Source organism: Arthrobacter sp. STN4 (assembly GCF_024539665.1).
Classification (GTDB): domain Bacteria; phylum Actinomycetota; class Actinomycetes; order Actinomycetales; family Micrococcaceae; genus Specibacter.
On sequence record NZ_JAKZGX010000036.1, the window covers coordinates 1 to 24,340 of the forward strand.

The window sequence follows — 24,340 nt, forward strand, 5'->3', positions numbered from 1 at the left end:
CTCATCCGGATGGCCGCGGCCAAGACCTACTCCCAAACCCACCACGCAGCATGATGATTTGACGAGCACTTTAGCTGAGGCACGCGGGAAGCATTTCGCGAGCATCTTGACATGAGGCACCACGGGGTGTCGGGCGCCAGTAGAAGGTCCACCCAAACACCGTGTGTGGCGCCGTCCTGCCGCGCGGGCCCGCGGGCCGCCCACGGGAGCCGCACCCGCCGTCGCACCAGGCACGGCGGGGGAAATTTTTCACCGTTCCATACTAGCCGCTGGGAACAAGCTGGGCGTATGCTGACAGAAACTACCCACAGAATAGTCAGTTTATTCCCAGCCAATGGTCGGAGACTTAAACGGTGAAGAAGACCGGACCTGAAGCAAAGCTGCTCGTTGTTGACGACGAGCCCAACATTCGCGAACTGCTCTCCACTTCCCTCCGGTTCGCCGGATTCGAAGTGGTGGCGGCCGCCAACGGCCGCGAGGCCCTGGCCGCGGCTGAAGAGCACAACCCAGACCTTGCGGTGCTGGACGTCATGCTGCCGGACATGGACGGGTTCACCGTCACGCGCCGCCTGCGCGCGGCCGGGCGGCACTTCCCCGTCCTGTTCCTGACGGCCCGGGACGACACCGAGGACAAGGTGACCGGCCTGACGGTCGGCGGCGACGACTACGTGACCAAGCCGTTCAGCCTGGACGAGGTGGTGGCGCGCATCCGCGCCGTGCTGCGGCGCACCCAGCCCATGGAGGACGACGACGCCGTGTTGCGCGTTGCCGACCTGGAGCTCGACGACGACGCCCACGAGGTGCGCCGCGCCGGCAAGACCGTGGAGCTCTCCCCCACTGAATTCAAGCTGCTGCGCTACCTGATGCTCAACCCCAACCGGGTGCTCTCCAAGGCGCAGATCCTGGACCACGTCTGGGAGTATGACTTCAACGGTGACGCCTCCATTGTGGAGTCCTACATCTCCTACCTGCGCCGCAAGGTGGACACGGATTCCTCCCTGCCCGCCCTGATCCAGACCAAGCGCGGTGTGGGCTACGTGCTGCGGACAGCAGACAAGCGCTAGCCACCTTGATCACGTTGTGGAAGAACGCCTCCCTGCGTTCGCAGCTGGTGGCGATCATCAGCGCCCTGCTGGCGCTGTCGCTGCTGGCCTTGGGGGCCACAACGTTTTTGCTGCTGCGCTCCTTCCTGCAGGACCAGATGGATGCGCAGCTGACCACCTTTCAACGCTCGATTGCCGTCTACGGCACCTTGGATTCCTCAAGCACCGGCCACTCGCCGTTCGGCTTTGACTACTATGTGGGGTTCCACTATTCCGATTCGGACCTGGCGGACCAGAACCGTTCGGGCCAGGACAAGCCGGTCTATCCGAACTACACCCTAAAGCAGGCCACGGCCCTCAACGGCAAGAAGTTCACGGTGCCCAGCACCGACGGCGGCGCCCCCTGGCGGATCACGGTCGTCGCACCCACAAGCTTCAACTACGGCCCGGCGAACCTTTTGGGCAGCCGGCCTGAATACCAGGGCTATGTGGTGGTGGGCCTGCCCTACGAGAGCCTGAACACCACCATGGAGCGGCTGGCCATCGTCATCACCGGCGTCGCCATCCTGGCCATCACGCTGGGCACCATGATCGCGTACTGGACGGTCAGCCGCTCGTTCCGGCCGCTGAGCCGGGTGGAAAAGACGGCTGCCGCCATTGCCGCCGGCGATCTCTCCCGCCGCGTCGACATTGAAAACCCCTCCACGGAGGTGGGGCGGCTCTCCGGCTCCCTGAACACCATGCTGGCCCATATTGAGCATGCCTTTGCGGCCCGGACGGCGTCGGAACAACGCATGCGCCGCTTCGTGGCGGACGCCTCCCATGAACTGCGCACGCCGCTGGTGACCATCCGCGGCTTTTCCGAGCTGTACCGGCATGGCGCGCTCCAAACCCCGGACGACGTCGGCACGGCCATGGGCCGCATTGAGAGCGAAGCCAAGCGCATGGGCGAGCTCGTCGAGGACCTGCTCATGCTGGCCCGGCTGGACGAGCAGCGCCCGCTGCTGCCCAAGCCCGTGGACCTGCTGATCATCGGGCACGACGCCGTCCTGGACGCCCGTGCCTCGGCCAGGGACCGCGCCTTCACCGTCGTGGGGCTCGACGGCGGCACGGGGGCCGCCGCGCCCACCCTGGGCGACGAGGCCAAGCTGCGCCAGGTCGTGGCCAACCTCATGGGCAACGCCCTGCGCTATACGCCGGAGGGCTCGCCCGTGGAAATCATGGTCGGAACGCAACGGGCGGACGGTCACAAGGTGTCCGTCATCAAGGTCCGCGACCATGGCCCGGGCATCTCGGCCGAGGAGGCCCCCCGCATCTTTGAGCGGTTCTACCGCGCCGATTCCTCCCGCGACCGGAACACCGGCGGCAGCGGACTGGGCCTGGCCATCGTGGCCGCCATCGTCGCCTCGCACCATGGCACGGTCCGGGTGGACCCGACGCCGGGCGGCGGGGCCACCATGGTCATCGAACTCCCCTTTGCGGAACCGGACGACGCCGGCACCCCGGACGCGCCGTCGGCTGACCGTCCCGTCCCGCCCGAGCCCCTGCGGGCGCCCGGTTCCGGGCCCGGTACTGAGCCCCGTTCCGTGCCCAGTTCCGTGCCCCGGGAGGCCGGCCGCGCCCCCGGCCGCACGGCGCAGCAGGGTGATGCTTCCTCCACAGGGGCATCCGGCGGCTGAGGTGCCCACACATGCCTGAACTGCGGTGGCGCCACTGCCGGCCGCGGCCCTAGCGTGGGAGGTCCAGGCAGCGTTCCACGCGGTGGAACCCCACGAGCAGGAGGACCCCATGGCCCAGTTCAACGTCAACAGCGACGACCTCGCCGTCAAAAGCACCGCGGTCAAGGGCTCGGTGGACCGCATCAGGATGGAGGTCGACGGCATGAAGCGCAACCTGATGGACCTGCAGGCCACCTGGAGCGGTGCGGCCGCCACCAACTTCCAGGTGCTGCTTCAGGAATGGCACACCACCCAGGTCAAGGTCGAGGCGTCACTGGAAAGCATCAACTCCGCCCTGTCCATGGCGGCCACCCAGTATGCCCAGGCGGAGGAGGCGAACGCGCGCATGTTCACGGTGCGCTGACCCGGCCGGCGGCAGGGGGCTGCCTCCGGCACGGCGGCAGCCCCGGCAGGAGGCGGGGCTACGCCTCCGTGGTGCCTTGGTGGAAGCGCACCTGCCAGCGGCCGTTCTCGTGCTGCCAGATGGAACTGCGCAGCGAGTTCCCCCTCGGGCCGGTGCTGCGGTAGGTCAGCAGGGCCGTGGCCGCGTCGAGCCGGTTGAGGGTCAGGACCTCAAGGCCTGCCTCCGCAGCTTCCCCGTCGCTGAACATGGCCAGGATTTCCTGGCGCGACCACCGGCGCCCGGACGAACCGATCTCCTCGAAATCCGGATGCAGGAGTTCTCCGGCACGTAGGGGGTCGGAGCGGACCGCCGGGTCCATTAGTTCCCGCTCCAGTTCCACCACGGTTTCCAGTGCGGCGGCAGGGTGGGGCGCGAAGGCGGGGTCCGGTTCGTCATCGAGCATGGAAAACAGCTCGGGCTGTGCCGGGGCCGTTGCCGGGGCGGGAACCGTTATTGGGGCACGGGCCAGTGCAGGGTCCGGGACGGGCTCCTGAGCCTGTGCTCCGGCCGGTGCGGCGCCGGGGAAGCCGGGGCCCTGCCTGGGCTCGCGCTTGGCCTGGTAGGCTGTGGCGGCGTCGCGGGCCCGGTCGTCCGCGGCTTCGTTGAGGTCGTGGCCGGCGTGGCCCTTGACCCACTCGAACTTGTACTTGCGTCCGACGATGGCGGCGTCGATCTCCTTCAGCAGGTCCACGTTCAGCACGGGCTTGCCATCGGCCTTGCGCCATCCCTTGCGTTTCCAGCCGGGCATCCACTTGGTGATGCAGTTGATGACGTATTGGCTGTCGCACAGGATGTGCAGTGGTTCCTGCGGGAGGTGCGCCGTGGACTTGAACAGGTCAAGGACGGCCATGAGCTCTCCCATGTTGTTTGTCCCGTGTGGCCAGCCGCCGGCCCGCCAGCAGTTCTCGTCCACATACCAGGCCCATCCGGCGGGGCCGGGATTTCCCAAAGCCGAACCATCGGCTGCCGCAACAATTGTCATGGCCCAATACTTTCAGATGAATCCGACACTTAAACGCCAATGGGCGCCCCCTCCACCGTGGGAGGGGACGCCCATTGGGGAAGCAGGGGTTTAGAAACCGCCCATGCCGCCCATGCCGCCCATGTCGTCGCCGCCGCCGGCCGGTGCAGCCTTTTCGGGCTTGTCGGCCACAACGGCTTCGGTGGTCAGGAACAGCCCTGCAATGGAGGCCGCGTTCTGCAGTGCCGAACGGGTCACCTTGACCGGGTCGTTGACGCCGGCAGCCAGCAGGTCCTCATACACGCCGGTGGCGGCGTTGAGGCCGTGGCCCACGGGCAGGCCGCGGACCTTGTCAACCACCACGCCGGGCTCAAAGCCGGCGTTGAAGGCGATCTGCTTCAGCGGTGCGTCGATGGCAACCTTGACGATGTTGGCGCCGGTGGCCTCGTCGCCGGTCAGGTCCAGGGCGTCGAACGCCTTGACGCCGGCCTGGATCAGGGCCACGCCACCGCCGGGGACGATGCCCTCTTCCACGGCAGCCTTGGCATTGCGGACTGCGTCCTCAATGCGGTGCTTGCGTTCCTTGAGTTCAACCTCGGTGGCGGCACCGGCCTTGATGACTGCAACGCCACCGGCCAGCTTGGCCAGGCGTTCCTGCAGCTTCTCGCGGTCGTAGTCGGAATCGGAGTTCTCGATCTCGGCGCGGATCTGGGCCACGCGGCCGGCGATGGCGTCGGCGTCGCCGGCACCTTCAACGATGGTGGTCTCGTCCTTGGTGACAACAACCTTGCGGGCCTTGCCGAGCAGGTCCAGCGTGGTGTTTTCCAGCTTCAGGCCGACTTCCTCGGCGATGACCTGGCCACCGGTGAGGATGGCGATGTCTGCCAGCTGGGCCTTGCGGCGGTCGCCGAAGCCCGGTGCCTTGACGGCGACGGACTTGAACAGGCCGCGGATCTTGTTGACGATCAGCGTGGCCAGGGCCTCGCCCTCAACGTCTTCGGCGATGATCAGCAGCGGCTTGTTGGACGCCATGACCTTCTCGAGGACGGCAACGAGGTCCTTGACGTTGGAGATCTTGGAGTTGACGATCAGGATGTATGGGTCCTCAAGGACCGTTTCCTGGCGCTCGGTGTCGGTGACGAAGTAGGCGGAGATGTAGCCCTTGTCGAAGCGCATGCCTTCGGTCAGTTCCAGCTCCAGGCCGAAGGTGTTGGACTCCTCGACCGTAATGACACCTTCCTTGCCAACCTTGTCCAGGGCCTCGGCGATGAGGGCACCGATCTCGGTGTCGCCGGCGGAGATGGAGGCCGTGGCCGCGATCTCTTCCTTGGTCTCGATTTCCTTGGCGGAGACGAGCAGCTGGTCGATGACGCCGGCGACGGCCTTCTCGATGCCGCGCTTGAGCGAGAGCGGGTCTGCTCCGGCGGCGACGTTGCGCAGGCCTTCCTTGACCAGGGCCTGGGCCAGCACGGTGGCCGTGGTGGTGCCGTCACCGGCGATGTCGTCGGTCTTCTTGGCGACTTCCTTGACCAGCTCGGCGCCGATCTTCTCGTAAGGATCGTCCAGCTCGATCTCCTTGGCGATGGAAACACCATCGTTGGTGATCGTGGGGGCGCCCCACTTCTTTTCCAGGACGACGTTGCGGCCGCGCGGGCCCAAGGTGACCTTGACGGCGTCGGCGAGGATGTTCAATCCGCGCTCAAGGCCGCGGCGTGCCTCTTCATCGAATGCAATGATCTTGGCCATGTAGGCTTCAGTCCTTTCGGGACAGTCATTATGGACTCTGCTCCCCAAGTGGTGCCCGCGACGGACGGACCCAAAGCCGGCGATCTCTTTCACGCCTGCCCCGGAATCCTCACCACTGGAGGAAAGGTATTGACCTCCGATGGCGGACGGCTGGCTAGGATCTAGCAGTCACCACCTCAGAGTGCTAAGTCAATAATTAGCACTCGACACCTAAGAGTGCAAGCGCGCGGCCGTCATGTGTGCTGCGGGCGAACGCAGGGGCGCCTGGCCGGGTGCATGGCCGGGCGCTGACTGCTTTCACTGTTTCGCATAAGCGGCTAGCGTTAATCACAGAAAGTCGTCAGCACAGCACCTGGGGCACGTGCACCGGCCGCAGGGGCGCTGGAACTGCCAACGTCCGCGACACCAAGGAGCCCCCATGACCGAGAACCCAAACCCCGCCGATCCGGCCCGGCAGCCCGGCGTCCCGGCCGGCTATGACCAGCCTGCCCCGCCCAGCCATGGACAGCCGCCGCACCAGCAACCCGCCGACCAGGGGCCGCCAGCCTATTTCGGCCAGCCGCCTCAGCCATACCAACAGCCGCCGGTCTACCAGCAGCCGCAACAGCCATACCAGCAACCGCCGGTCTACCAGCAGCCGCAACAGCAGTTCCAGCAGCCCGGCTACGGCCTGCCCCAGGGAGGGCAAAAGTCGAAGGTTGCAGCCGGCATCCTGGGGATACTGCTGGGCTCCCTCGGCATCCACAACTTCTACCTCGGCTATACCAAGAAGGCCTTGATCCAACTGCTCATTTCCGTGATCAGCTTCGGCGCCCTCGCCTGGGCCATCGCCATTTGGGGCCTGGTCGAGGGGATCCTGATCCTGGTCGGCAACGATGGTTTCCGCACGGACGCGAGGGGCATTCCGCTCAAGGACTGACGCCGGCAATCGGGGCGCAGGAGGCACCGGCGCGTGGGTGGTGCCCCTACGCGCCCGGGCCGAGGATGATCGTCAGCGGAACACCCATCTCGGCGGAGTCCAGCAGCGTGGAGATGTTCAGCAGCCTGCCAAGGGCCTCGGCATTGGCCTTTTGTGCCGCGCCGTTGTAGATGATGGAGGAAATGCCCTGCGGGGAGCCGGACCAGTTGCCGGTCTGTGCAACGGTCCAGCCGTTCGCGGCAAGCTGTCCGCTGTACCGGGCCGCCAGTCCGCCGATGCCGGTGGCGTTGAAGACCACGACGGCGGTGGACTTGTCCACCGTGGCAGCCGGTGCGGCCGACGGCGTCGGGGCCGGAGCGGTGCTCGGGGCAGCGCTGGGGGCCTTGGTGGTGGCCGGCTGCTTGCTGTGCGGCGTGGCCGGGGCGGTGGCGGACTGGCTGGCCGGCGGGATCGCGGCCATCTCGTGGCCGCTGAACTTGGGCACGATCAGGAACGCCAGCAGGCCCACACACAGCGCCGCAACACCGAAGATCATCAGCGGCACCAGGCTGCGCGAGGCGACCTCCAGTGAGGCACGGTGGACGCCGTGGCGCGCTGAGTTCTCCGGAACACGGTCAAATTCGTCCCGCGGGTAATTTGTCATGGTGCAGTGCTGTCCTTGGGGGTGAGGCAGTGGAAGCGTGCGTCAGTTTCCGAGCCGGCGTGCGGTCCGGGCCTTTTGGCGCGATGTACGTAGTCTACGCAACCGCTTGACCAACATGGGGTCATGCTCCAAGGCGGCTTCGGTGTCGATCAACGCATTGAGGATTTGGTAGTAATGGGTGGCGGACAGGTCGAACATGTCGCGGATGGCCTGTTCCTTGGCCCCCGCATACTTCCACCACTGCCGTTCCAGGGCCAGCATCCGGGCATCCCGCTCGCCCAGCCCTGCCGCGTCACCGTGCCCTGCGGCGGGCACATGCTGCGACGGTTCGGCTGCTGGCACCACTGCACACTCCTTCAGTTCCACATCCCGGCCCGGTTTTTGCCGGCCCGGTTTTTGCTGCGGCGCCCTGCCGGCGCGCCACTCTTCCATGATAAAGGCGAATGACAGCCGTGTCATTCCGCGGATGCGGCGAGAATGGAACCATGGACTCCACCCCCGGTCTTTTTGACCTCCCCTCCCCGGCCGCCTGGGACGCCGCGCAGCTGCAGGCACTCGACACGTTGGGCACGGACCCGCTCGCGCTGCTGTCACCTGACTGGGCTGCGGCCCTGGCCGGCCAGGAACATGCCCTTCGGGACCTGGGGCGCATGCTGCGCCGGGAGTACGACGCCGGGACCTCCTTCCTGCCTCCCCCTGCCCGGGTGCTGCGCGCCTTGGCCGCGCCCCTGTCCGGCGTCAAGGTCCTGGTGGTGGGCCAGGACCCTTACCCGACGCCCGGGCATTCGGTGGGCCTGGCCTTCGCCGTGGACCGGGCCACCCGGCCCCTCCCCCGCAGCCTGAACAACATCTACAGGGAACTGCAGGCCGACCTCGGCATCGCCCCGGCAGCGCACGGCGACCTCAGCGCCTGGGCCGGCCAGGGCGTCCTCCTGCTCAACCGCGTGCTCACGGTGGCGCCGGGCGCGGCAGGCTCGCACCGGCGTCGTGGCTGGGAAGGCGTCACGGAGGCCGTCATCAAGGCACTCGCTGCGCGGAAACAGCCCTTGGTAAGCGTGCTGTGGGGACGCGACGCACAAAAGCTGGCGCCGCTGCTGGCGGGCACCGCCATCATTGAATCGGCCCACCCCAGCCCGCTGTCGGCGTCGCGCGGGTTTTTCGGCTCGCGCCCGTTCAGCCGCATCAACGCGTCGCTGGAGCTGCAGGGCAGCGGGCCGGTCGACTGGCGGCTGCCCGCCTGACCACCTGCAGGCAGCGGCCGGCAGCCCCTGATAGCGTGAGGACAACCCGACTTCATGGGCGGTCCTGCCGACGCCCCCTTTTCCCAGGAGCGATTTGTGAATTCCGCTGACACCGGCAAGGAAACGGTGGTTGCCCCGGCCGTGAAGCGCCGGCCCCAGTTCGTGCTGGACGTGGTGCGCACGGAACAGCTGAGCCCGCACATGGTGCGCGTCGTGGCCGGCGGGCCCGGCCTGGCCGCCTTTGAAGCCAAGGACGCCACCGACATGTACGTGAAAATCCACTTCCTGCAGCCCGGCGTGGACTATGCCGAGCCCGTGGATGTGTTTGCGCTGCGCGAGACCATGCCGCGGGAACAGTGGCCGGCCACCCGCACGTACACCGTGCGCTGGCTGGACCTGGCCGCACAGGAGCTCGCGATCGACTTTGTCATTCACGGCGACAGCGGCCTGGCCGGACCGTGGGCTGCCGCTGCCGCCCCCGGGGACCGGATCATCTTTTCCGGACCCGGCGGCGCCTACCGGCCCAACCCGGACGCGGACTGGTACCTGTTGGGCGGCGACGAGGCGGCCCTGCCCGCCATTGCGGCGGCCCTTGAGGCGCTGCCCGCCGGGGCCGTGGGCTACGCCTACCTTGAGGTGGACACGGAAGCGGACATCCAGCCGATCGCCGCGCCGGCCGGCGTCGAGGTGGTGTGGCTGTTCCGGCGCGGCGCCACGCCGGACGCGAGCGCGCTGCTGGCGGACGCCGTTGCCGGCGGCCCCTGGCCCGACGGCGCCGTCGACGTGTTCGTCCACGGCGAGCGCGAGTACATGAAGGCCCTGCGCGACGTCCTGTTCAAGCAGCGCGGCCTGGCCCGCAGCCAGGTGTCCCTCTCGGGCTACTGGGCCTACGGCCGGACCGAGGACTACTTCCAGGCGGAGAAGAAGCAGCCCATCGGCAAGATCCTCTAGCCCGCACCGCGGCAGCCGTGCGGGAGGGCGGCAGCGGTCAGCGGCGACGGTTGCGGCGTCGGACCTGCTGGCCGCGGGGCCTGGTGAGCGGGCGGGCCATGTTGTCGCCCAGGACCACCCCGGCCGCCACCGCAAGGATGACCACCAGGGCATTGAAGATTCCGACGGCGCCGGTCACCGAGTCGGCCGGCGTGAGCGTCAGGACGAACATGGCCCGGAAGATGGACAGGCCCACCAGCAGGAAGATGATGGACGGCACGGCCACCACCAGCTGCGGGGCGCCCAGCCGCAGTGCGATGATGCGGGCCAGGATGCCCACCACGATCGCGGCCAGGGCGGGCGCAAAACGGGCGCCGAGGCCCAGCTCGATCCCGCCGTAATAGGCCAGGTAGCCGGCCAGCGCCACCGCCATGGTGGGCACCAGCAGGCGCACGGAGGTTTGTTCGGCGATGCACAGCGTCACGGTGGCCACGGCGACCAGCGGCAGGACGATGTAGAGCGGCAGGGACCCGACGATCGGTTCCGCCACCTTGATCCGGTCCCCGCCCAGCATGGACGCGCTGACCAGGGCAACGGCGATGCCGGAGACGATGGCGCCAAACGTCAGGAATGCGGACAGGAAGCGCCCGGCCGCCGTGACGGGGAAGCCGTTGATGGCATCCTGGACGGCGGAGACCAGCCGCCCCGAGGGCAGCATCAGCAGGATCCCGCCGGCCACCACCATCGAGGGGCTCAGCGGCACGTGGAACATGAAACAGACCACGGCCACGAGGGTGATGATGAAGGAGGTGATGGCGGTGACGAAGAAGTCCGGCACCCGCCATTTGCCAAGCACGCGTGCAATCTGGCCGGCGAGCAGGATGGTCACCAGGGACACCAGCATGCCCAGCAGGCCGCCGCCGATCACGCCGACCACGGCGGCGGCGAACACCGCCTCGGCCAGGGATACCATCCAGCGCGGGAACGGCTTGGGCCGCTTGATGATGGTGTCCAGGCGGCGGTAGGCGTCGTCCCGGGCCACGCCGCCGGAAACGATGTCCGTCACGAGCTCGTGGACCTGGACCAGGCCGGCGTAGTTGCTGGTCCAGGACCGGACCACGCGCAGCAAGGTGATGGGCACGCCGTCGCGGTGTGCGTAGTTGATGATGACCGACTGGTTGGTGATGTCCACCTCGATGTTGCGCAGGCCAAAGGCGGCCGTGACGGCAATGATGGACGTCTCCACCTCCAGCGCGCCGGCACCATACCGGAACATGGTCTCGGCCAGGCGCAGCGCAAAGTCGATGGTCTTGCGCGCCGATTCGTCGGCCAGGCCCACCTGGATCGTCGGGTTCGCGTACGGGCTGCCGGCGAGCCGTTCCACAATGTTCATGGGCGCCGTGGGCGGGGTCTCCCCCTGCACCAGGCGTCGCAGCACGGTGCGGGCGGCCTTGTTGGGGCGCGGCGGCGGGAGCAGCGGTGGCATGTGCAGGGGCGCCGGCACCAGCGGAATCGGCCCGGCTGCCGGGACGTCGCGCGTGGCCGAGGGACCCTTTTCGGGTTGCCCGGACAGCGCGGCCTCCCCCGGCGGTGCGGTGGGCTTCGCCGGGCCGCGCTTCGCCGGGCCGCGCTTGTCCCGGTTGTTGGAGCTGCTGCTCATCCGTTCTCCTCAGGGGACGTGCCCCACCGGACACAACAGCGGCCGGAGGGGCCGCCGTCGGACTTGTCCATGGTCAAAAAGGCTAGTAAAACTTTTGGCCCGTGCGTCGGGTGTACAGCTGGCGCAACACCCTTTCCCCCGCAACCGTCCACAATTTATACCGCACGGGGCTGAACACCACATCCCAGCAGCCGACGAAATCCGTGACCGTCTTCGTGAAGCTGGTCTTGAACAGGCCCAGGCCGTGGTGCGGGTGGCTGGGGTCCTTGAGCTTGTCCGACGGGGGCGTGCCGCAGAAGTCATACTGGACGGCGCCCAGCTCCTTCATGTCCAGGATGGCCTCCCACTGGATCAGGTGGGAATCCCCGTACTGGGAGCGCTGCTGCAGCGAGCCGCCGTCCTTGTAGGTGGCCTTGGTGCCGTAGTTGATGACGAAGGCGCCCACCGACGGGACCCCGTTTTCGTGCACAAAGTAGAACCGGCCCTGGCCGCGGCTGGCGAACTCGGACCAGAACTGGCGGAAGTAGCCAAACTCACGCGCCACCCCCGCATTTTTGGCCTCGAAGGTGCCCACCATGAGGTTGTAGAGCGCGCGCATGGTGGCCTCGGTCGCTTCGGGGCGGACCACTTCCACCCCCTCGCGGATGGCGCGTCGCACGGCGTTGCGCCCGCGCGAGTGGAGGTTGCGCAGCAGCTGGTTAGGTTCCGCGGTGATGTCCAGCAGGGCGGTGCTGTCGTTGGGTTGCAGGTCGGGGACCTTGACGTAGCCGGCCCCGGAGAGCACGGCGCGGGCCTCCGGGGAGGCCACGATGTCGGGTTCGATCTTCGCGGCAAAGACGTTGAGCCTGGCGCGCCGGGTGAATGCGTGCAGCGCTGCCATCATCGCCGGGAGGTGCTCCACCTCGCGGGTGTCCGGGCCCTTGATGAGGTACCACAGCCGCCCCAGCCCCGGAAACCCCTTCTCCAGGGCCAGGTTGTAGCTGGTGTACTCGGCGCTGTCGAACGCCAGGAACTGGGGCGTCCAGCCGTGGTTCCTTTTGACGGCCGCGAAGGAAGCGGACTGGAGAAGGTTGCCGCCGTTGGGGTTCGCCGTGACCAGGGTGTCCCAGCTCTCAATCTCGGCGGCAGTGGCAAATCGGGCGGTAAATTCCAGCAAAAGACCCTCAATTGTGTCGGCATGTGTTCGCTGGTCCAAGTCTAGCGGGCCGGATTCTCACATCCCACGCACAGCCTGTCCCAATGAAACACGCGGTCCGCGGCCAGAGGATGTCACCTGGACGGCTGCCGCACGGGCAGCCAGAATTGTAGGGAGCAGGACATGGGTGTGGTTTCCCGGAGCGTGGGCAACGCGTTCCGCAACAAGGTGCGCAGCGGCGCCGTCGTGGTCATATTGGCGGTGGCGATCGGCCTCGCGCTGGCCATGTTGGTGGCCAACCAGGCGGTGGGCGCCAAGGTCGACTCACTCAAGGCATCCGTGGGCAACACCCTCATGGTCAACCCCGCCGGGTCCCGCGGCGGACTTGGCGGCGGCAACCCGCTGACGACGGCGGACGCCACCAAGGCGGCGGCCGTCGCCCACGTGACCGGCGTCAACGAGGCGCTCACCGTCCGCCTGGCCAACGCGGCCGCGGACTCCGCCTCCGCGGGCTCCGCCTCCGGCAACGGCGGCGCCGACCGCGGATCCAGGGGCGGCCGCTTCGGCACCAGCGGCACCACCAGCCTGGTCTCCGCCGTCGACCCCGGCGTGCTGGGCCAGCGCAACAACAGCAACGGCACCTCCCCTGACGGCGGCTCCGGCAGCACCACCACCCGTCCGGCCTTCAGCATTCCGATCCAGGCCACGGGCGTCTCCACCTCGGCCACGGCGGCCGGAACCGCCATCAAGCTGACGGGCGGTTCGCAGCTGACGGACTTTGCCGCCAATTCAACCCAGGCCCTGGTGGGTTCCACCCTGGCCACCAAGAATTCCCTGAAGGTGGGCTCCACCTTCACCGTCCAAAGCCGCACCATGAAGGTCACAGGCATTTTCGACGCCGGCGACGCGTTCGACAACAACGGCATCTACCTGCCCCTCGCGGCCACGCAGACGCTGGTGGACCAGGCCGGGCAGCTGAGCAGCCTGAACGTGGTCGTGGACAGCATTGAGAATGTCTCCTCCACCCAGGCCGCGCTGACCAGCGCGTTGGGCGCCTCCAACGTCGACGTGACCGCCGGTTCGAACAACCTGCAGGCCGCCATCACGTCCCTGGGCAGCGTGCAGAACATTTCACTGATCGCCTTCATCGCCTCGCTCGTGACGGCAGGGCTGATCGTGCTGCTGATCATGATCATGGTGGTGCGCGAACGGCGCCGTGAAATTGGCGTCCTCAAGGCCATCGGCGCGTCCAACCGCACCATCGGCCTCCAGTTCGTCATCGAGGCGATGGTGCTGGTGGTCCTGGGCAGCGTGGTGGGTGCCGCCGTGGCGGCCTTCAGCTCCAACCCCATCGTCAGCGCCCTCGTGGCGGGAAACACCACCTCCACCAACGCGGCCGTCGGCCGGTTCGGGGGCCGCGGCGGACTTGGCGGTGGAGGCGGATTCAGCGGCGGGTTCACCCGCACCCGCGGCGCCTTTGCCGGCGCCAGCCAGCTCATTGGCACCATCAGCACCTCCGTCGGCTGGCAGACGCTGGTGCTGGGCGCCGTCGGAATCCTGGCCATCGCCGCCATCGGCGCCCTGATACCGGCCCTGCTGACCGCCAAGGTCCGCCCCATCGAAGTCCTGCGAGGAGAGTAAGCCATGCTGAACGTCAAAGACGTAGTCAAGTCCTTCAATTCCGGGGACCGCACCATCAAGCCCGTCAACGGGGTGAGCTTCAGCCTGGAGCAGGGCACCTTTGCCGCCATCCTGGGCAAGAGCGGCAGCGGCAAGAGCACGCTGCTGTCCCTCCTCGGCGCCCTGGACAAGGCGACCTCCGGGGACGTGTTCGTGGACGAGGTAAACATTTCCACGCTGCCGGACCGCAAGCTCACCGCCTACCGCCGCGACGACATCGGCTTTGTCTTCCAGTCCTACAACTTGATCCCGAACCTGTCGGCCAAGGAAAACGTCATGCTGCCCATGGAGTTCGCCGGCGTCTCCCATGCCGAACGCAGCAAGCGGGCGGGTGCATTGCTCAACCAGGTCGAGCTGGGCGAAGAAATGCACGGCCGCCTGGCCAACAGGCTTTCCGGCGGCATGCAGCAGCGCGTCGCGATCGCCCGGGCCCTCGCCAACAACCCGAAGCTGATTCTGGCCGACGAGCCCACGGGCAACCTGGACGACGAGACGGGTGAGCTCATCATCGCCCTCCTGCGCCAGCTGGCCCACGAGAAAAAGACCACCATCCTGGTCGTCACCCACGACCACGCCCTGGCGGCCCAGACGGACAGAAAATTCCGCCTCGCCCACGGCAAGCTCACGGAGGACTGACCACCCGAACCAGCCCTCGGTTGCAACCGGGGCGTTTTCCCGCGACCCTCCCGCGCAAACGGGGCACATCCCGCCAACCATCGGTTGCAAGATTGCGGGAGCGATCCCCGAACGGCCCCCGGTTGCAACCGAGGGTCGGGCTTAACCGCCCCGGTTGCAACCGAGCGTCGGAAGGGCGGTCAGGATTGGGGGCGGAGCCAGGTGAACCTTGGCGTTTCCTTTGCCAGGAAGGCGGCCACGCCGATCCTCGGATCGGCGCTGGCCGCCATTTCACGCTGCCAGTAGGAGTTGCGTTCGGCCAGGTCGGCTTCCGGGAGGTGGCCGGCAATGGCGTCAACCAGCTCCTTTTGCGACTGGATGGAAAACTGCGAGCGCCCGGCCAGCAGCAGCGCAAATGCCTGGACATCGGCCCAGAAAGTGTCAATGGGCAGCACCTTGATCGCCAGGCCGAGCCGCCGGGCCTCCACGGCGTTGACCATGTCGGCGCTGAACAGCAGGTACTTGGCCGCGGCCGGTCCCGCGAGTTCCACCAGCTTCCGGATCCCGGAGAGCGGGTAGACGATGCCGATCTTGGCCGGGGTGATGCCGAACACCGCGTTCTCCGACGCCAGCCGGATGTCGCAGGCACCGGCAATCTGCCAGCCGCCGCCCACACAGTAGCCGTCGACGGCCGCCACGGTGGGTTTCCGGAAGCGGGCCAGGGCGGTCTCGGCCAGGGTGATGTCCCCTCCGTCGCGCTGGCCGGTGGCGGGGTCGCGGAGGATGTCCTGCACCGAGGCGATGTCCGCGCCCGCGGAAAAGTGCGTCCCGGCCCCGCGCACCACCAGGACCTTCACGGAGTCGTCGTCCTCCAGGCACGGCAGCAGCTCGGCGAACTGCGGCCACATGTCCGCGGTGATGGCGTTGCGCATCGAGGGGTTGTCCATGACCAGCGTGGCCACCGGCCCGTTTCGCTCAACCCGCAGGGTGCCCGTCCCGCGCCCGCTCATGGCGCGGCACCCAACGCGGCGCCCGCCGTCGTCCCGGGGGCGGCCCCCGGTGCCGCCAGCACAATTCCGGCGTCCACCAGCCCGGCGACCTGCTCGGCGCTGAGCCCGAGCCGGTCCAGCACGGCGAGGGTGTCCCCGCCCAGGGCCGGCGGGGCCTTGCGGATCCGCGGTGCCTGCCGGTTGACGGAAATGGGCCCGCGGACCAGGGGCAGCTCCGAACCATCGGTGCGCCGGACGGTCTGCACCATGTCCAGCGCCCGGACCTGCGGGTCCGCAAACGCCTGTTCGTAGTTGTAGATGGGCCCGGCGGGGATCGCGGCGCCGCGCAGCAGCGGCAGCCATTCGGCGGCTGTCCGGTGCGCCAGCAGCCCCTCCAGCACCAACTTCAGCGCGGCCCGGTTCACGTTGCGCAGCTTGCCGGTGGCGTAGTCCGGATGCCCGGCCAGCTCCGGGTCGCCCAGCAGCACGCACGCGTCCCGCCACTGCTTTTGGTTGCCCACCGCGATGATGACGGGGATGTCCGCCGTGGCAAACACCCCGTACGGCGACAGGACCGGGTGGTTGTTGCCCTGCGGCTCCGGGACCTCGCCGGAGCTGAGGTATTTTTGGCCCTGGAACGCGCCCAGCGCCAGACCCGTTTCCAGGAGCGACGTCGAAACCTCCGCGCCCACGCCGGTCCGGTCCCTGCCCACCAGGGCGGCGGCGATGCCGAGGGCCGTGTTGATGCCGGCCACCATGTCAATGATCGGCACGCCCACACGGTACATGTGGTCCGCGTCGGCGCCGGTGACGGACATCAGCCCGCTCATGCCCTGCGCCACCTGGTCCAGGCCGGGCGCCTGGCTCAGCGGGCCGGTGGCGCCGAAGCCGCTGACGGAGGCGATGACAATCCCGGGCTTGGCTGCGCGCAGCGCCTCCGGGTCCAGGCCCATCGTGGCCAGCACGCCGGGGCGGAAGTTTTCCACCACGACGTCGGAGGCCACCGCCAGTTTCCACAGCAGTTCCCGGCCGCCCTGGCTGTAGAAGTCGATCGCGATGGACTCCTTGCCCCGGTTGGCGGAGTCAAAGTACAGGCTGTGGTCGTCCTCAAACGGCGGCCAGGACCGGCTGGAATCCCCGCCCTTGATGCTTTCGGTCTTGATGATTTCCGCGCCGAGATCGGCCAGCAGGGCGGTGGCATACGGGCCGGCGAGCGCGCGGCTGAGGTCCAGGATACGCACGCCCTCCAGCGGCAGGCCGTCACCCATTGGTCACCCCGCGCAGCTTGACGTTGATCTGCTTGGTCTGCGTGAACCCGGCCAGCATGCCTTCCAGGGACACCTCCCGGCCAATGCCGCTTTGTTTGTAGCCGCCGTAGGACTGGCCCACCACCTGCCCGCCGCCCTGGTTGACCTGCACCCAGCCGGCGTCGATCCGGTGGGCGGTGTCCAGTGCGTTGTCCAGGTTGTGGCTCCACACGTAGGCGGCCAGCCCGTAGTTGGTGTCGTTGGCCATGCGGATCACGTCCTCCCTGTCCCTCCACGGAATGGCCACCAGGACCGGGCCGAAGATCTCCTCCCGGGCCAGCCGGAAGTCGTTGCGGGCGCCGCTGAAGACGGTGGGCAGGTGGAAGTAGCCCTCGGTCAGCGGGCCTTCGGCGGGTGCGCTGCCGCCCAACACCGCCTTCATGCCCGGGGTGGCGCGGCCTTCGTCGAGGAACCCGGTGATGGAGGTGTGCTGCTTGTGGTTGATGATGGCGCCCATGTCGGAGGCCTCGTCCAGCGGGTCGCCCACCTTCAGCGCACCCAGCTTGGCACTGAGGCGGGAGAGCACGTCGTCGTAGATGTCCTCGTGCAGGAACAGGCGGGAGCCGGCGGTGCAGCTTTGGCCCTGCCGGGTGAAGCGCGAGGCGAGGAGCAGGCCGTCGAGGAGTTCGTCGTCGTCGGCCGCGTCGGGGAACACGATGGACGGGTTTTTCCCGCCGAGCTCCAGCGACATGTGCGCCAGGCGCCCCCCTGCCTCGCCGGCCACCTCGCGGCCCACCTCGGTGGAGCCGGTGAAGGAGACCTTGTCGACGCCGGGATGGTTGGCCAGCGCACTGCCGATCACCCCGCCGCGGCCCGTCAAGGCGTTCACGACGCCGGCCGGCAGGTGCCGGTTGCACACCTCGGCCAGCTTGAGGATGGTGAGCGGGGCGTCGTCGGCCGCCTTCATGATGACGGTGTTGCCGGCGGCCAGCGCTGCGGGGATCTTGAACGCGGCGATCATCAGCGGCGAGTTCCACGGCAGGATCGCGGCGACGACGCCGAGGGGCTCCAGGCGCGTGTATTGCAGCTGGTTGTCCCCGGCGGGCAGCGTGGTGCCCTTGACCTCCCCGGCGATCCCGGCGAAGTAGCGGAACATCGCCACCATGGTGGTGGATTCCGGGCGGGCCTGGGTGCGCAGCGCGTTGCCGGTGTCCAGGGCCGTCAGCAGGGCGAATTCCTCGCTGCGTTGCTCCAGTTCGTCGGCGATGGCCAGCAGCGCCCGGGCCCGGCCCGTGAAGTGCTGGGCGCGCCAGGCCGGGAAGGCGGCGCGGGCGGCGGCCACGGCACGGTCCACGTCCTCCACGGTGCCGGCGGGGACGCGTGCGATGACTGTTTCGCGGCGGGCGGGGTTGAAGACCTCGCGCCACTGTGCGCCGGCGGAGGGCTGTTCCTCTCCCCCGATCCACATGGGCCAGTCGCGGACGGCGGCGTTCGTTGAAACCTCGGTCATGGGAGTTGCCTTTCTATCCGTTGTGTGCGGCGGGAGCCGCTTCGCCCGCCGGGAGCGAGCCGTCCACCAGGGAAACGATCATGCTGCAGTCCTTGCCGCCCTGCCCGCCGTCGATGAGGCGCTGGAACAGCTGCTGGACGTGTTCGCCGATTTCCAGCGGCGTGTCGGTGCTGCGGGCGGCAGCGATGGCCAGGCCGATGTCCTTGTTGGCCAGTTCGGCCGTAAACGTGGGGGCGAAGTTGTTGTTGGCCGCGGAGGTGGGCACGACGCCGGGCACCGGGTACCAGGTGCGCAGCGCCCAGCTGTCGCCGGAGGAGACGGAGGCGATGTCCCAGAACACCTGCTTGTCCAGGCCCAGCCGGTCCGCCAGAACGGCGCCTTCCGAGGTGGAGGCCAGGTTGATGAACAGCATCAGGTTGTTGCAGATCTTCGCGGCCTGGCCCGTGGTGGCGCCGCCCGTCGGGATGATGTTCGCGGCCATCGGCTGGATGAAGCCGGACGCGTCGGCCACGGCGCCGGCCTCCCCGCCGACCATGAAGGTGAGGGTCCCGGCGGCCGCCCCGCTCATGCCGCCCGAGACGGGGGCGTCCACAAAGCGGAAGCCGGCGGCAGCGGCGGCGTCGTGCACGGCCTGCGCGGACTCGATGTCGATGGTGGAGGAGTCAATGAGGAGGGTGTCCTTGGCGGCGTTGGCCAGGATGCCGGCGTCCCCAAAGTACACGTTGCGGACATGGTCGCCCTTGGGCAGCATGGTAAAGACGACGTCGGCTCCCTCGAGTGCCGCCTCAACCGAGGCTGCCGCCTGCACACCGGTGGCGACGGCGGCCTCCAACGCCGGTGCGCTGAGGTCGAAGCCCTTGACGGTGTGCCCCGCCTTGACCATGTTCGCCGTCATGGGCCCGCCCATGTGCCCCAAACCGATCCATGCCACAACTGCCATGATGAAAGCCCCTTTGCCTACACAGTTCATTATGCCCCGGCCCGTTTTCAATGCCGGATATGACTAGCATCACACCCTGATAGAGTGCAAACAAGACCGAAATAGGCAGATGGGCTGTGCAAATTTGCACTTCGATGACACACGGGGGTTGAGCCGCGATGGATTTCAAGAGGTTTCCGAGCCCTGACGACCTGCTGGTGCTGCTGACCGTGGCCCGGCTGGGGCGCTTCACCGCCGTGGCCAACGCACTGGAAACCACGCACACCACCGTGTCGCGGCGCATCCTGGCACTCGACAAGCAGCTGGGCGGACGGACCCTGGAACGCACGCCGCAGGGGTGGGAGCTGACGGAGCTGGGGCGCGCGGCCGTTGCCGCGGCGGAAGGCATCGAAACGAGCCTGAGTTCGCTGGCCGCGGGCGTGGAGCAGCGCATGGACCCCGTCTCCGGCATGGTGCGGGTCAGCGCGTCCGACGGCTTTGGCGCGCTGGTGGCCACGCCGGCCCTCGTTAAGCTGCAGCGCAAGCACCCCATGCTCCGGGTGGAACTGCTCAGCGCCACGCGGCGGCTGAGCCGGAACCGCTCCGGGGTGGACCTGGAGGTGGTTGCCGGCAGCGTCGACGCCGGCCGGGCGGAGGTCATTTTCCTCTCCGACTACACGCTGCGCCTGTATGCGGGGACGGGGTATGCGCAGGCCCGCGGGCTGCCGCAGACCGAGGAGGAGCTGAAGGAACACCGATTCATTTCCTACGTGGAATCCACGCTGCAGGTGGCCGAACTGGCCCAGCAGCACCACCGCCTGACCAGCGAGCCGGCCGAGTTCCAGGCCACCAGCGTGTTCGCCCAGATCGAGGCGGTGCGGGCCAACGCCGGGATCGCCATGCTGCCGGCCTTCATGGCGGACCGGCAGGAGGGCCTGGTCCGCGTGCTGCCCGGAGAGGTTTCGCAAACGGTGCAGTTCTGGGCCGCGGCGAGGCCCGAGTCGCTGCGCTCCCCCGCCGTGCAGGCCGTCGTGGCGGCGTTCCTGCAGGAATCCCGCCGCCGCCAAGCCCAGCTCGTCCCCGCATAACAACCCTCGGTTGCAACCGGGGCATTATCCGCCAACCCTCGGTTGCAACCGGGGCATTATTGGGCAACGCTCCCTCACCCTGAGGGGAGCGTTGGCCGATTTCCCCCCGGTTGCAACCGAGCGTTGGTACTGGCAGCCCCGGTTGGAACCGAGCGTTTTCTTAGGCCGTCCAGCCGCCGTCCATGACATAGGAGGCGCCGGTGGCCATGGCTGCCTGGCCGGAGGCCAGCCAGGCCACCAGCCCGGCAATTTCCTCCGGCTCGACGAACCGCTTGATCGCGTTGTTGGCCAGCATGACCTCGGATACCACCCGTTCCTCGGAGATGCCGTGCGTCCGGGCCTGGTCGGCCACCTGCCCCTCAACCAACGGTGTCCTGACATAGCCGGGATTCACGCAGTTGCTCGTCACGCCGTGCGCGCCTCCTTCGCGGGCGGTTACCTTGGACAGGCCCTCCAGCCCGTGCTTGGCCGCCACATAGGCGGACTTGAACGAGGAGGCCCGCAGCCCGTGGATGGAGGAGATGTTGATGATCCGGCCGTGGTTTTGCGCGTACATGTGCGGCAGGGCGGCCCGGATCAGCAGGAACGGGGCCTCGAGCATGATGGTGATGATGCGGTGGAAGGCGGCGGGGTCGAAGTCCTCGATGGGGCTGACGGTCTGGATGCCGGCGTTGTTGACGAGGATGTCCACGTCCAGCGTGAGCGTTTCCAGCGCCTTCGTCTCCAGCAGGTCCACTTCCCAGGATTCACCGCCCACTTCGGCAGCCACCGCGGCGGCGCCCGCCCCGTCGCGGTCGGCCACGATCACGTGGGCGCCCTGCGCGGCCACGGCCCGTGAGATGGCGGCGCCCAGGCCCCCGGCACCGCCGGTGACCAGCGCACGCCTCCCGGCCAGCCCGCTCCCGGCCAGCCCGCCGCCGCCCGATCCGCCGTCGGACGTCCCGGCCGGCTGCGCTGCTTCGCTTGAGTCCATGGCTAACCCACTTTCGTCGAGGCGGCACCGTCCGCGGCCCGGCCCAGGGCCAGCGTGCCGGCGGCGTCGGCGTCGTCAATATCCTGCAGGGAGACTCCCTTGGTCTCCTTCAGGAATAGCACAGCCACGGCCGTGACAACACAGGCTCCGAGGAGGTAGATGGCCACGGGCACCGACGAGTGGTAGCGCTCCACCAGGCCGGTGGCGATGAACGGGGCAATGGAGCCCGCCACAATCGAGGTGACCTGGTAGCCCAGGGAGACGCCGGAGTACCGCATGCGGGTGGGGAACATTTCGGCCATGATCGAGGGCTGGCCGGCGTACATCAGCGCGTGGAACACGAGCCCAATCATCACCGAGGCCAGGATCATGAAGTCGTCCTTCGTGTCCATCATGGGGAAGGCGAAGAAGCCCCACGACGCCCCGGCCACCGCGCCCAGCATGTATGTGGGCTTGCGGCCGATCCTGTCCGAGAGCCTGCCCACCAGCGGCACCACGCAGAAGTGCACCCCGTGGGCCAGCAGGAGCAGCAGCAGAATGCGCGAGGTGTCGATGTTGACGATGACCTTCAGGTACGTGATGGAGAAGGTGACCACCAGGTAGTACAGGATGTTTTCCGCGAACCGCAGTCCCATGGCGGTGAAAACGCCACGCGGGTAGCGGCGGAAGACCTCCACGACGCCATAGCCGGCGTTTGGGTTGTTTTCGATTTCCGCGTGCGCCTTAAGGAAGATCGGGGCGTCGTTGACCTTGGTGCGGATGTAGTAGCCGATCAGCACGATGACGGCGGAGAGCCAGAACGCCACGCGCCAGCCCCAGCCCATGAAGGCGGCCTCGCTGAGCGTGGACGAGAGGAACAGGAGCACGCCGGTGGCCAGCAGGTTGCCCATCGGCACCGCCGACTGCGGCCACGAGGCCCAAAAACCGCGCGACTTGCTGGGGCTGTGTTCGGCCACCAGCAGGACGGCGCCGCCCCATTCACCGCCGACGGCGAAGCCCTGGATGAAGCGCAGGGCCACCAGCAGCGCCGGAGCCCAGTAGCCGACCTGGTCAAAGCCGGGCAGGCAGCCCATCAGGAAGGTGGAGATGCCGACCATGACGATGCTCAGCTGCAGCAGCTTCTTGCGTCCGAACTTGTCGCCGAAGTGGCCAAAGACGATGCCGCCGATGGGGCGCGCCACGAAGCCGACGGCGTAGGTCAGGAACCCTGCCATGATCCCGTCGAGCACGGATCCGGCATTCGGGAAAAACATGTGGCCGAACACCAGGCTCACGGCCGTGGCGTACAGGAAGAATTCGTACCATTCCACGACGGTCCCGGCCATGGAGGCCGCCACCACCTTGCGAAGCCCTGATTCCTTGACCGAGGTGCCCGGCCCGTTTTGCTGACTCATCTGTATCTCCTCCGCGCCACCCTTGGCGCGTGCCGTCCCATCAGAGATGGTCTTCGGAAGCGTTTCCGCCCCCTGTGACCCAGCGCACATTCCGGCGCTACCTGTGAGTATGGCAGGAGCCGCCTGTGCGCATCAATGTCCATTACCGCAGACGTGGTGAACGTTTACGCACAACTGCCGACAGGGCCGGGACAACGGCTAGGATGGTGGTGCTTCACCCTCAACCCAACGGCTCAGCGTTCAAGACGAGGCTAACTTCATGCACAAATATTTCAGCTTCCTCGGCGCCCTGGTCCTGACGGCGGCACTGTTGGTCGTGGGGGTGGCCCCGGCGCCGGCGGCAAGCAACGTGCCGGACCCCTTTTTGGCCCAGGTCCTCGCCGCCGCCAACAAGGTCCGTTGGGCCAACGGCGCCGGGCCCCTGACCTGGAACCCGGCCATCGCCACCGGCTCCCAGCAATGGGCCACCAAGCTGAACGGCCAGATCAACGCCGGCACCCTGGACATGGCCAAGCTGCACCGGACCGACTATGGACTCTCAATCCTGCCCCAGGGTTCTGACATGTTCTCGGAGATCATCGGCATCAACAACACGCCCCAGCAGATCGTCGACTGGTGGATGGGCTCGCCGGGCCACCGCGCTGCCCTGCTGGACAAGCGCGCCACGGACATCGGCATGGGCGTGGCCACCACCACCAAGGCCGGCTGGAACGGCATGACCGTGGTGGTCGCCAACCTGGCCGGGTACCCCGCCACGCGCGCCACCCAGCCCCAGCCGGCGCCCCGGCCGGTGGCCAACGACGGCGACGTGGCCGCCGTCGACCCCTCCGGGAACCTGTTCATCTACGGTTCGGCGCGGGGCGGGGACATGTGGCAGCGCACCTTCGTCTCCTCCGGATGGACGGGCACGCAACAGCTGGAAATGGTCGACCTGAACTCTGACGGGCTGCAGGACATCGTCGCCAAATGGGCGAACGGGGACCTCACCGTCAGCTACGGCCAGGCCAACGGGACGCTCACGACCGCCGTGCGCATCGGGACCGGATGGGGTCCCTATGACATTGTCGCCACCAAATGGCGCACCACGGACAGGTTCCCGGGCATCGTGGCCAAAAACCGCACCAGCGGCGACCTTTTCTACTACCCGTCATGGAACGGCGCCAATTTCTCCCCACGGTTGAAGATCGGCACCGGCTGGGGGCCCCTGGCCATCATGGCCAGCGACTTCGACGGCGACGGCCGGATGGACATCCTCGCCCGCAACGGCGCCGGCCAGCTCCTGCTCTACCGTGGCAACGGCGCCGGGGGCTTCATCCATGAGGCGCGCCGGGTGGTAGGAACCGGCTGGGGCTCCATGACGTTCCTCTCCGGCATCACCAACCACCTGGGCGACGGCGGCCAGGGCATCCTGGCCCGGACCGGGACCGGCAACCTGCTGCACTACCCGGTGTTGAAGAACGGCTGGGGCGCCCGCGCCCAGGTCGGCACCGGCGGCTGGGGCCCGCTGCTGCTGGGCAGCTAAGCCC

At 67.9% G+C, this 24,340-nt stretch carries 22 protein-coding genes; 10 read left to right on the forward strand and 12 right to left on the reverse strand.

Going from position 1 to position 24,340, the window contains the following annotated elements:
- Positions 1–353: 353 nt before the first annotated feature.
- The 3 genes from MMF96_RS17780 (at position 354) to MMF96_RS17790 (ending at position 3,125) form a co-directional block, all read left to right on the forward strand.
- Positions 354–1,064 carry a response regulator transcription factor gene (locus MMF96_RS17780; protein WP_176617031.1) on the forward strand — a complete coding sequence of 237 codons (711 nt, stop codon included), beginning with the start codon at positions 354–356 and terminating at the stop codon, positions 1,062–1,064.
- Positions 1,065–1,069: 5 nt separating this feature from the next.
- Entirely contained in the window at positions 1,070–2,722 is a 1,653-nt protein-coding gene (locus MMF96_RS17785; RefSeq protein WP_176617030.1) for a cell wall metabolism sensor histidine kinase WalK, read from the forward strand.
- A 109-nt stretch (positions 2,723–2,831) separates the two neighbouring features.
- Positions 2,832–3,125 carry a WXG100 family type VII secretion target gene (locus MMF96_RS17790; protein WP_256884295.1) on the forward strand — a complete coding sequence of 98 codons (294 nt, stop codon included), beginning with the start codon at positions 2,832–2,834 and terminating at the stop codon, positions 3,123–3,125.
- A 58-nt stretch (positions 3,126–3,183) separates the two neighbouring features.
- Here MMF96_RS17790 and MMF96_RS17795 read toward each other — a convergent pair whose 3' ends face one another.
- Both MMF96_RS17795 and groL read right to left on the reverse strand, forming a co-directional pair.
- Positions 3,184–4,146, reverse strand: coding sequence for a ribonuclease HI family protein (locus MMF96_RS17795; RefSeq protein ID WP_256884296.1), 963 nt, complete (start codon positions 4,144–4,146; stop codon positions 3,184–3,186).
- A gap of 90 nt (positions 4,147–4,236) precedes the next feature.
- Complete coding sequence (gene groL / locus MMF96_RS17800; RefSeq protein WP_256884297.1) at positions 4,237–5,871, reverse strand: chaperonin GroEL; 1,635 nt, start codon at positions 5,869–5,871, stop codon at positions 4,237–4,239.
- Between the two features lie 418 nt (positions 5,872–6,289).
- On the opposite strand from groL, the gene MMF96_RS17805 reads away from it, so the two are divergent.
- The gene (locus MMF96_RS17805; protein WP_256884298.1) at positions 6,290–6,790 is read left to right on the forward strand and encodes a TM2 domain-containing protein; all 501 of its coding nucleotides are present in this window, start codon (positions 6,290–6,292) and stop codon (positions 6,788–6,790) included.
- Positions 6,791–6,836: 46 nt separating this feature from the next.
- Here the strand turns inward: MMF96_RS17805 and MMF96_RS17810 are convergent, their stop codons facing one another.
- Both MMF96_RS17810 and MMF96_RS17815 read right to left on the reverse strand, forming a co-directional pair.
- The gene (locus MMF96_RS17810) at positions 6,837–7,433 is read right to left on the reverse strand and encodes a LytR C-terminal domain-containing protein (RefSeq protein ID WP_176617025.1); all 597 of its coding nucleotides are present in this window, start codon (positions 7,431–7,433) and stop codon (positions 6,837–6,839) included.
- 42 nt (positions 7,434–7,475) lie between these two features.
- Complete coding sequence (locus MMF96_RS17815) at positions 7,476–7,775, reverse strand: DUF3263 domain-containing protein (protein WP_375141466.1); 300 nt, start codon at positions 7,773–7,775, stop codon at positions 7,476–7,478.
- A gap of 143 nt (positions 7,776–7,918) precedes the next feature.
- Here MMF96_RS17815 and MMF96_RS17820 point away from each other — a divergent pair, with 143 nt between their 5' ends.
- A complete protein-coding gene (locus MMF96_RS17820) occupies positions 7,919–8,674 on the forward strand; it encodes a uracil-DNA glycosylase (RefSeq protein WP_256884299.1) in 756 nt (251 codons plus the stop codon).
- 96 nt (positions 8,675–8,770) lie between these two features.
- Positions 8,771–9,625: a siderophore-interacting protein gene (locus MMF96_RS17825; RefSeq protein ID WP_256884300.1), complete on the forward strand. Its 855-nt coding sequence runs from the start codon at positions 8,771–8,773 to the stop codon at positions 9,623–9,625.
- A gap of 37 nt (positions 9,626–9,662) precedes the next feature.
- On the opposite strand, the gene MMF96_RS17830 is transcribed toward MMF96_RS17825, so the two are convergent.
- Both MMF96_RS17830 and MMF96_RS17835 read right to left on the reverse strand, forming a co-directional pair.
- Positions 9,663–11,090, reverse strand: a complete 1,428-nt coding sequence (locus tag MMF96_RS17830) for a threonine/serine exporter ThrE family protein (protein WP_176617072.1) — start codon at positions 11,088–11,090, stop codon at positions 9,663–9,665.
- A gap of 256 nt (positions 11,091–11,346) precedes the next feature.
- A complete protein-coding gene (locus MMF96_RS17835; protein ID WP_256884301.1) occupies positions 11,347–12,420 on the reverse strand; it encodes a peptidoglycan bridge formation glycyltransferase FemA/FemB family protein in 1,074 nt (357 codons plus the stop codon).
- 162 nt (positions 12,421–12,582) lie between these two features.
- On the opposite strand from MMF96_RS17835, the gene MMF96_RS17840 reads away from it, so the two are divergent.
- Together MMF96_RS17840 and MMF96_RS17845 are read left to right on the forward strand one after the other, a co-directional pair.
- Positions 12,583–14,040 carry an ABC transporter permease gene (locus tag MMF96_RS17840; protein WP_256884302.1) on the forward strand — a complete coding sequence of 486 codons (1,458 nt, stop codon included), beginning with the start codon at positions 12,583–12,585 and terminating at the stop codon, positions 14,038–14,040.
- Positions 14,041–14,043: 3 nt separating this feature from the next.
- Complete coding sequence (locus MMF96_RS17845; RefSeq protein WP_176617020.1) at positions 14,044–14,715, forward strand: ABC transporter ATP-binding protein; 672 nt, start codon at positions 14,044–14,046, stop codon at positions 14,713–14,715.
- A gap of 179 nt (positions 14,716–14,894) precedes the next feature.
- Here the strand turns inward: MMF96_RS17845 and MMF96_RS17850 are convergent, their stop codons facing one another.
- Genes MMF96_RS17850 through mmsB form a run of 4 tightly spaced genes read right to left on the reverse strand, consistent with a single transcriptional unit; the run spans position 14,895 to position 19,380 of the window.
- Positions 14,895–15,704, reverse strand: coding sequence for an enoyl-CoA hydratase/isomerase family protein (locus tag MMF96_RS17850; protein ID WP_176617019.1), 810 nt, complete (start codon positions 15,702–15,704; stop codon positions 14,895–14,897).
- Complete coding sequence (locus MMF96_RS17855; protein ID WP_256884303.1) at positions 15,701–16,951, reverse strand: CaiB/BaiF CoA-transferase family protein; 1,251 nt, start codon at positions 16,949–16,951, stop codon at positions 15,701–15,703. The genes MMF96_RS17850 and MMF96_RS17855 overlap by 4 nt, the downstream gene beginning before the upstream one ends.
- Entirely contained in the window at positions 16,944–18,440 is a 1,497-nt protein-coding gene (locus MMF96_RS17860; protein WP_256884304.1) for an aldehyde dehydrogenase family protein, read from the reverse strand. Before MMF96_RS17860 ends, MMF96_RS17855 begins: the two co-directional genes overlap by 8 nt.
- Before the next feature lie 13 nt (positions 18,441–18,453).
- Positions 18,454–19,380, reverse strand: a complete 927-nt coding sequence (mmsB, locus tag MMF96_RS17865) for a 3-hydroxyisobutyrate dehydrogenase (RefSeq protein ID WP_256884305.1) — start codon at positions 19,378–19,380, stop codon at positions 18,454–18,456.
- A gap of 158 nt (positions 19,381–19,538) precedes the next feature.
- Between mmsB and MMF96_RS17870 the strand changes: the two genes are divergently transcribed.
- The gene (locus tag MMF96_RS17870) at positions 19,539–20,447 is read left to right on the forward strand and encodes a LysR family transcriptional regulator (protein WP_176617015.1); all 909 of its coding nucleotides are present in this window, start codon (positions 19,539–19,541) and stop codon (positions 20,445–20,447) included.
- Between the two features lie 160 nt (positions 20,448–20,607).
- Here the strand turns inward: MMF96_RS17870 and MMF96_RS17875 are convergent, their stop codons facing one another.
- Positions 20,608–21,420: a 3-hydroxybutyrate dehydrogenase gene (locus tag MMF96_RS17875; protein WP_256884306.1), complete on the reverse strand. Its 813-nt coding sequence runs from the start codon at positions 21,418–21,420 to the stop codon at positions 20,608–20,610.
- 2 nt (positions 21,421–21,422) lie between these two features.
- Positions 21,423–22,814, reverse strand: coding sequence for an MFS transporter (locus MMF96_RS17880; RefSeq protein WP_176617013.1), 1,392 nt, complete (start codon positions 22,812–22,814; stop codon positions 21,423–21,425).
- Positions 22,815–23,073: 259 nt separating this feature from the next.
- Here MMF96_RS17880 and MMF96_RS17885 point away from each other — a divergent pair, with 259 nt between their 5' ends.
- Positions 23,074–24,336 carry a CAP domain-containing protein gene (locus MMF96_RS17885; protein WP_256884307.1) on the forward strand — a complete coding sequence of 421 codons (1,263 nt, stop codon included), beginning with the start codon at positions 23,074–23,076 and terminating at the stop codon, positions 24,334–24,336.
- The last annotated feature ends 4 nt before the right edge of the window (positions 24,337–24,340 follow it).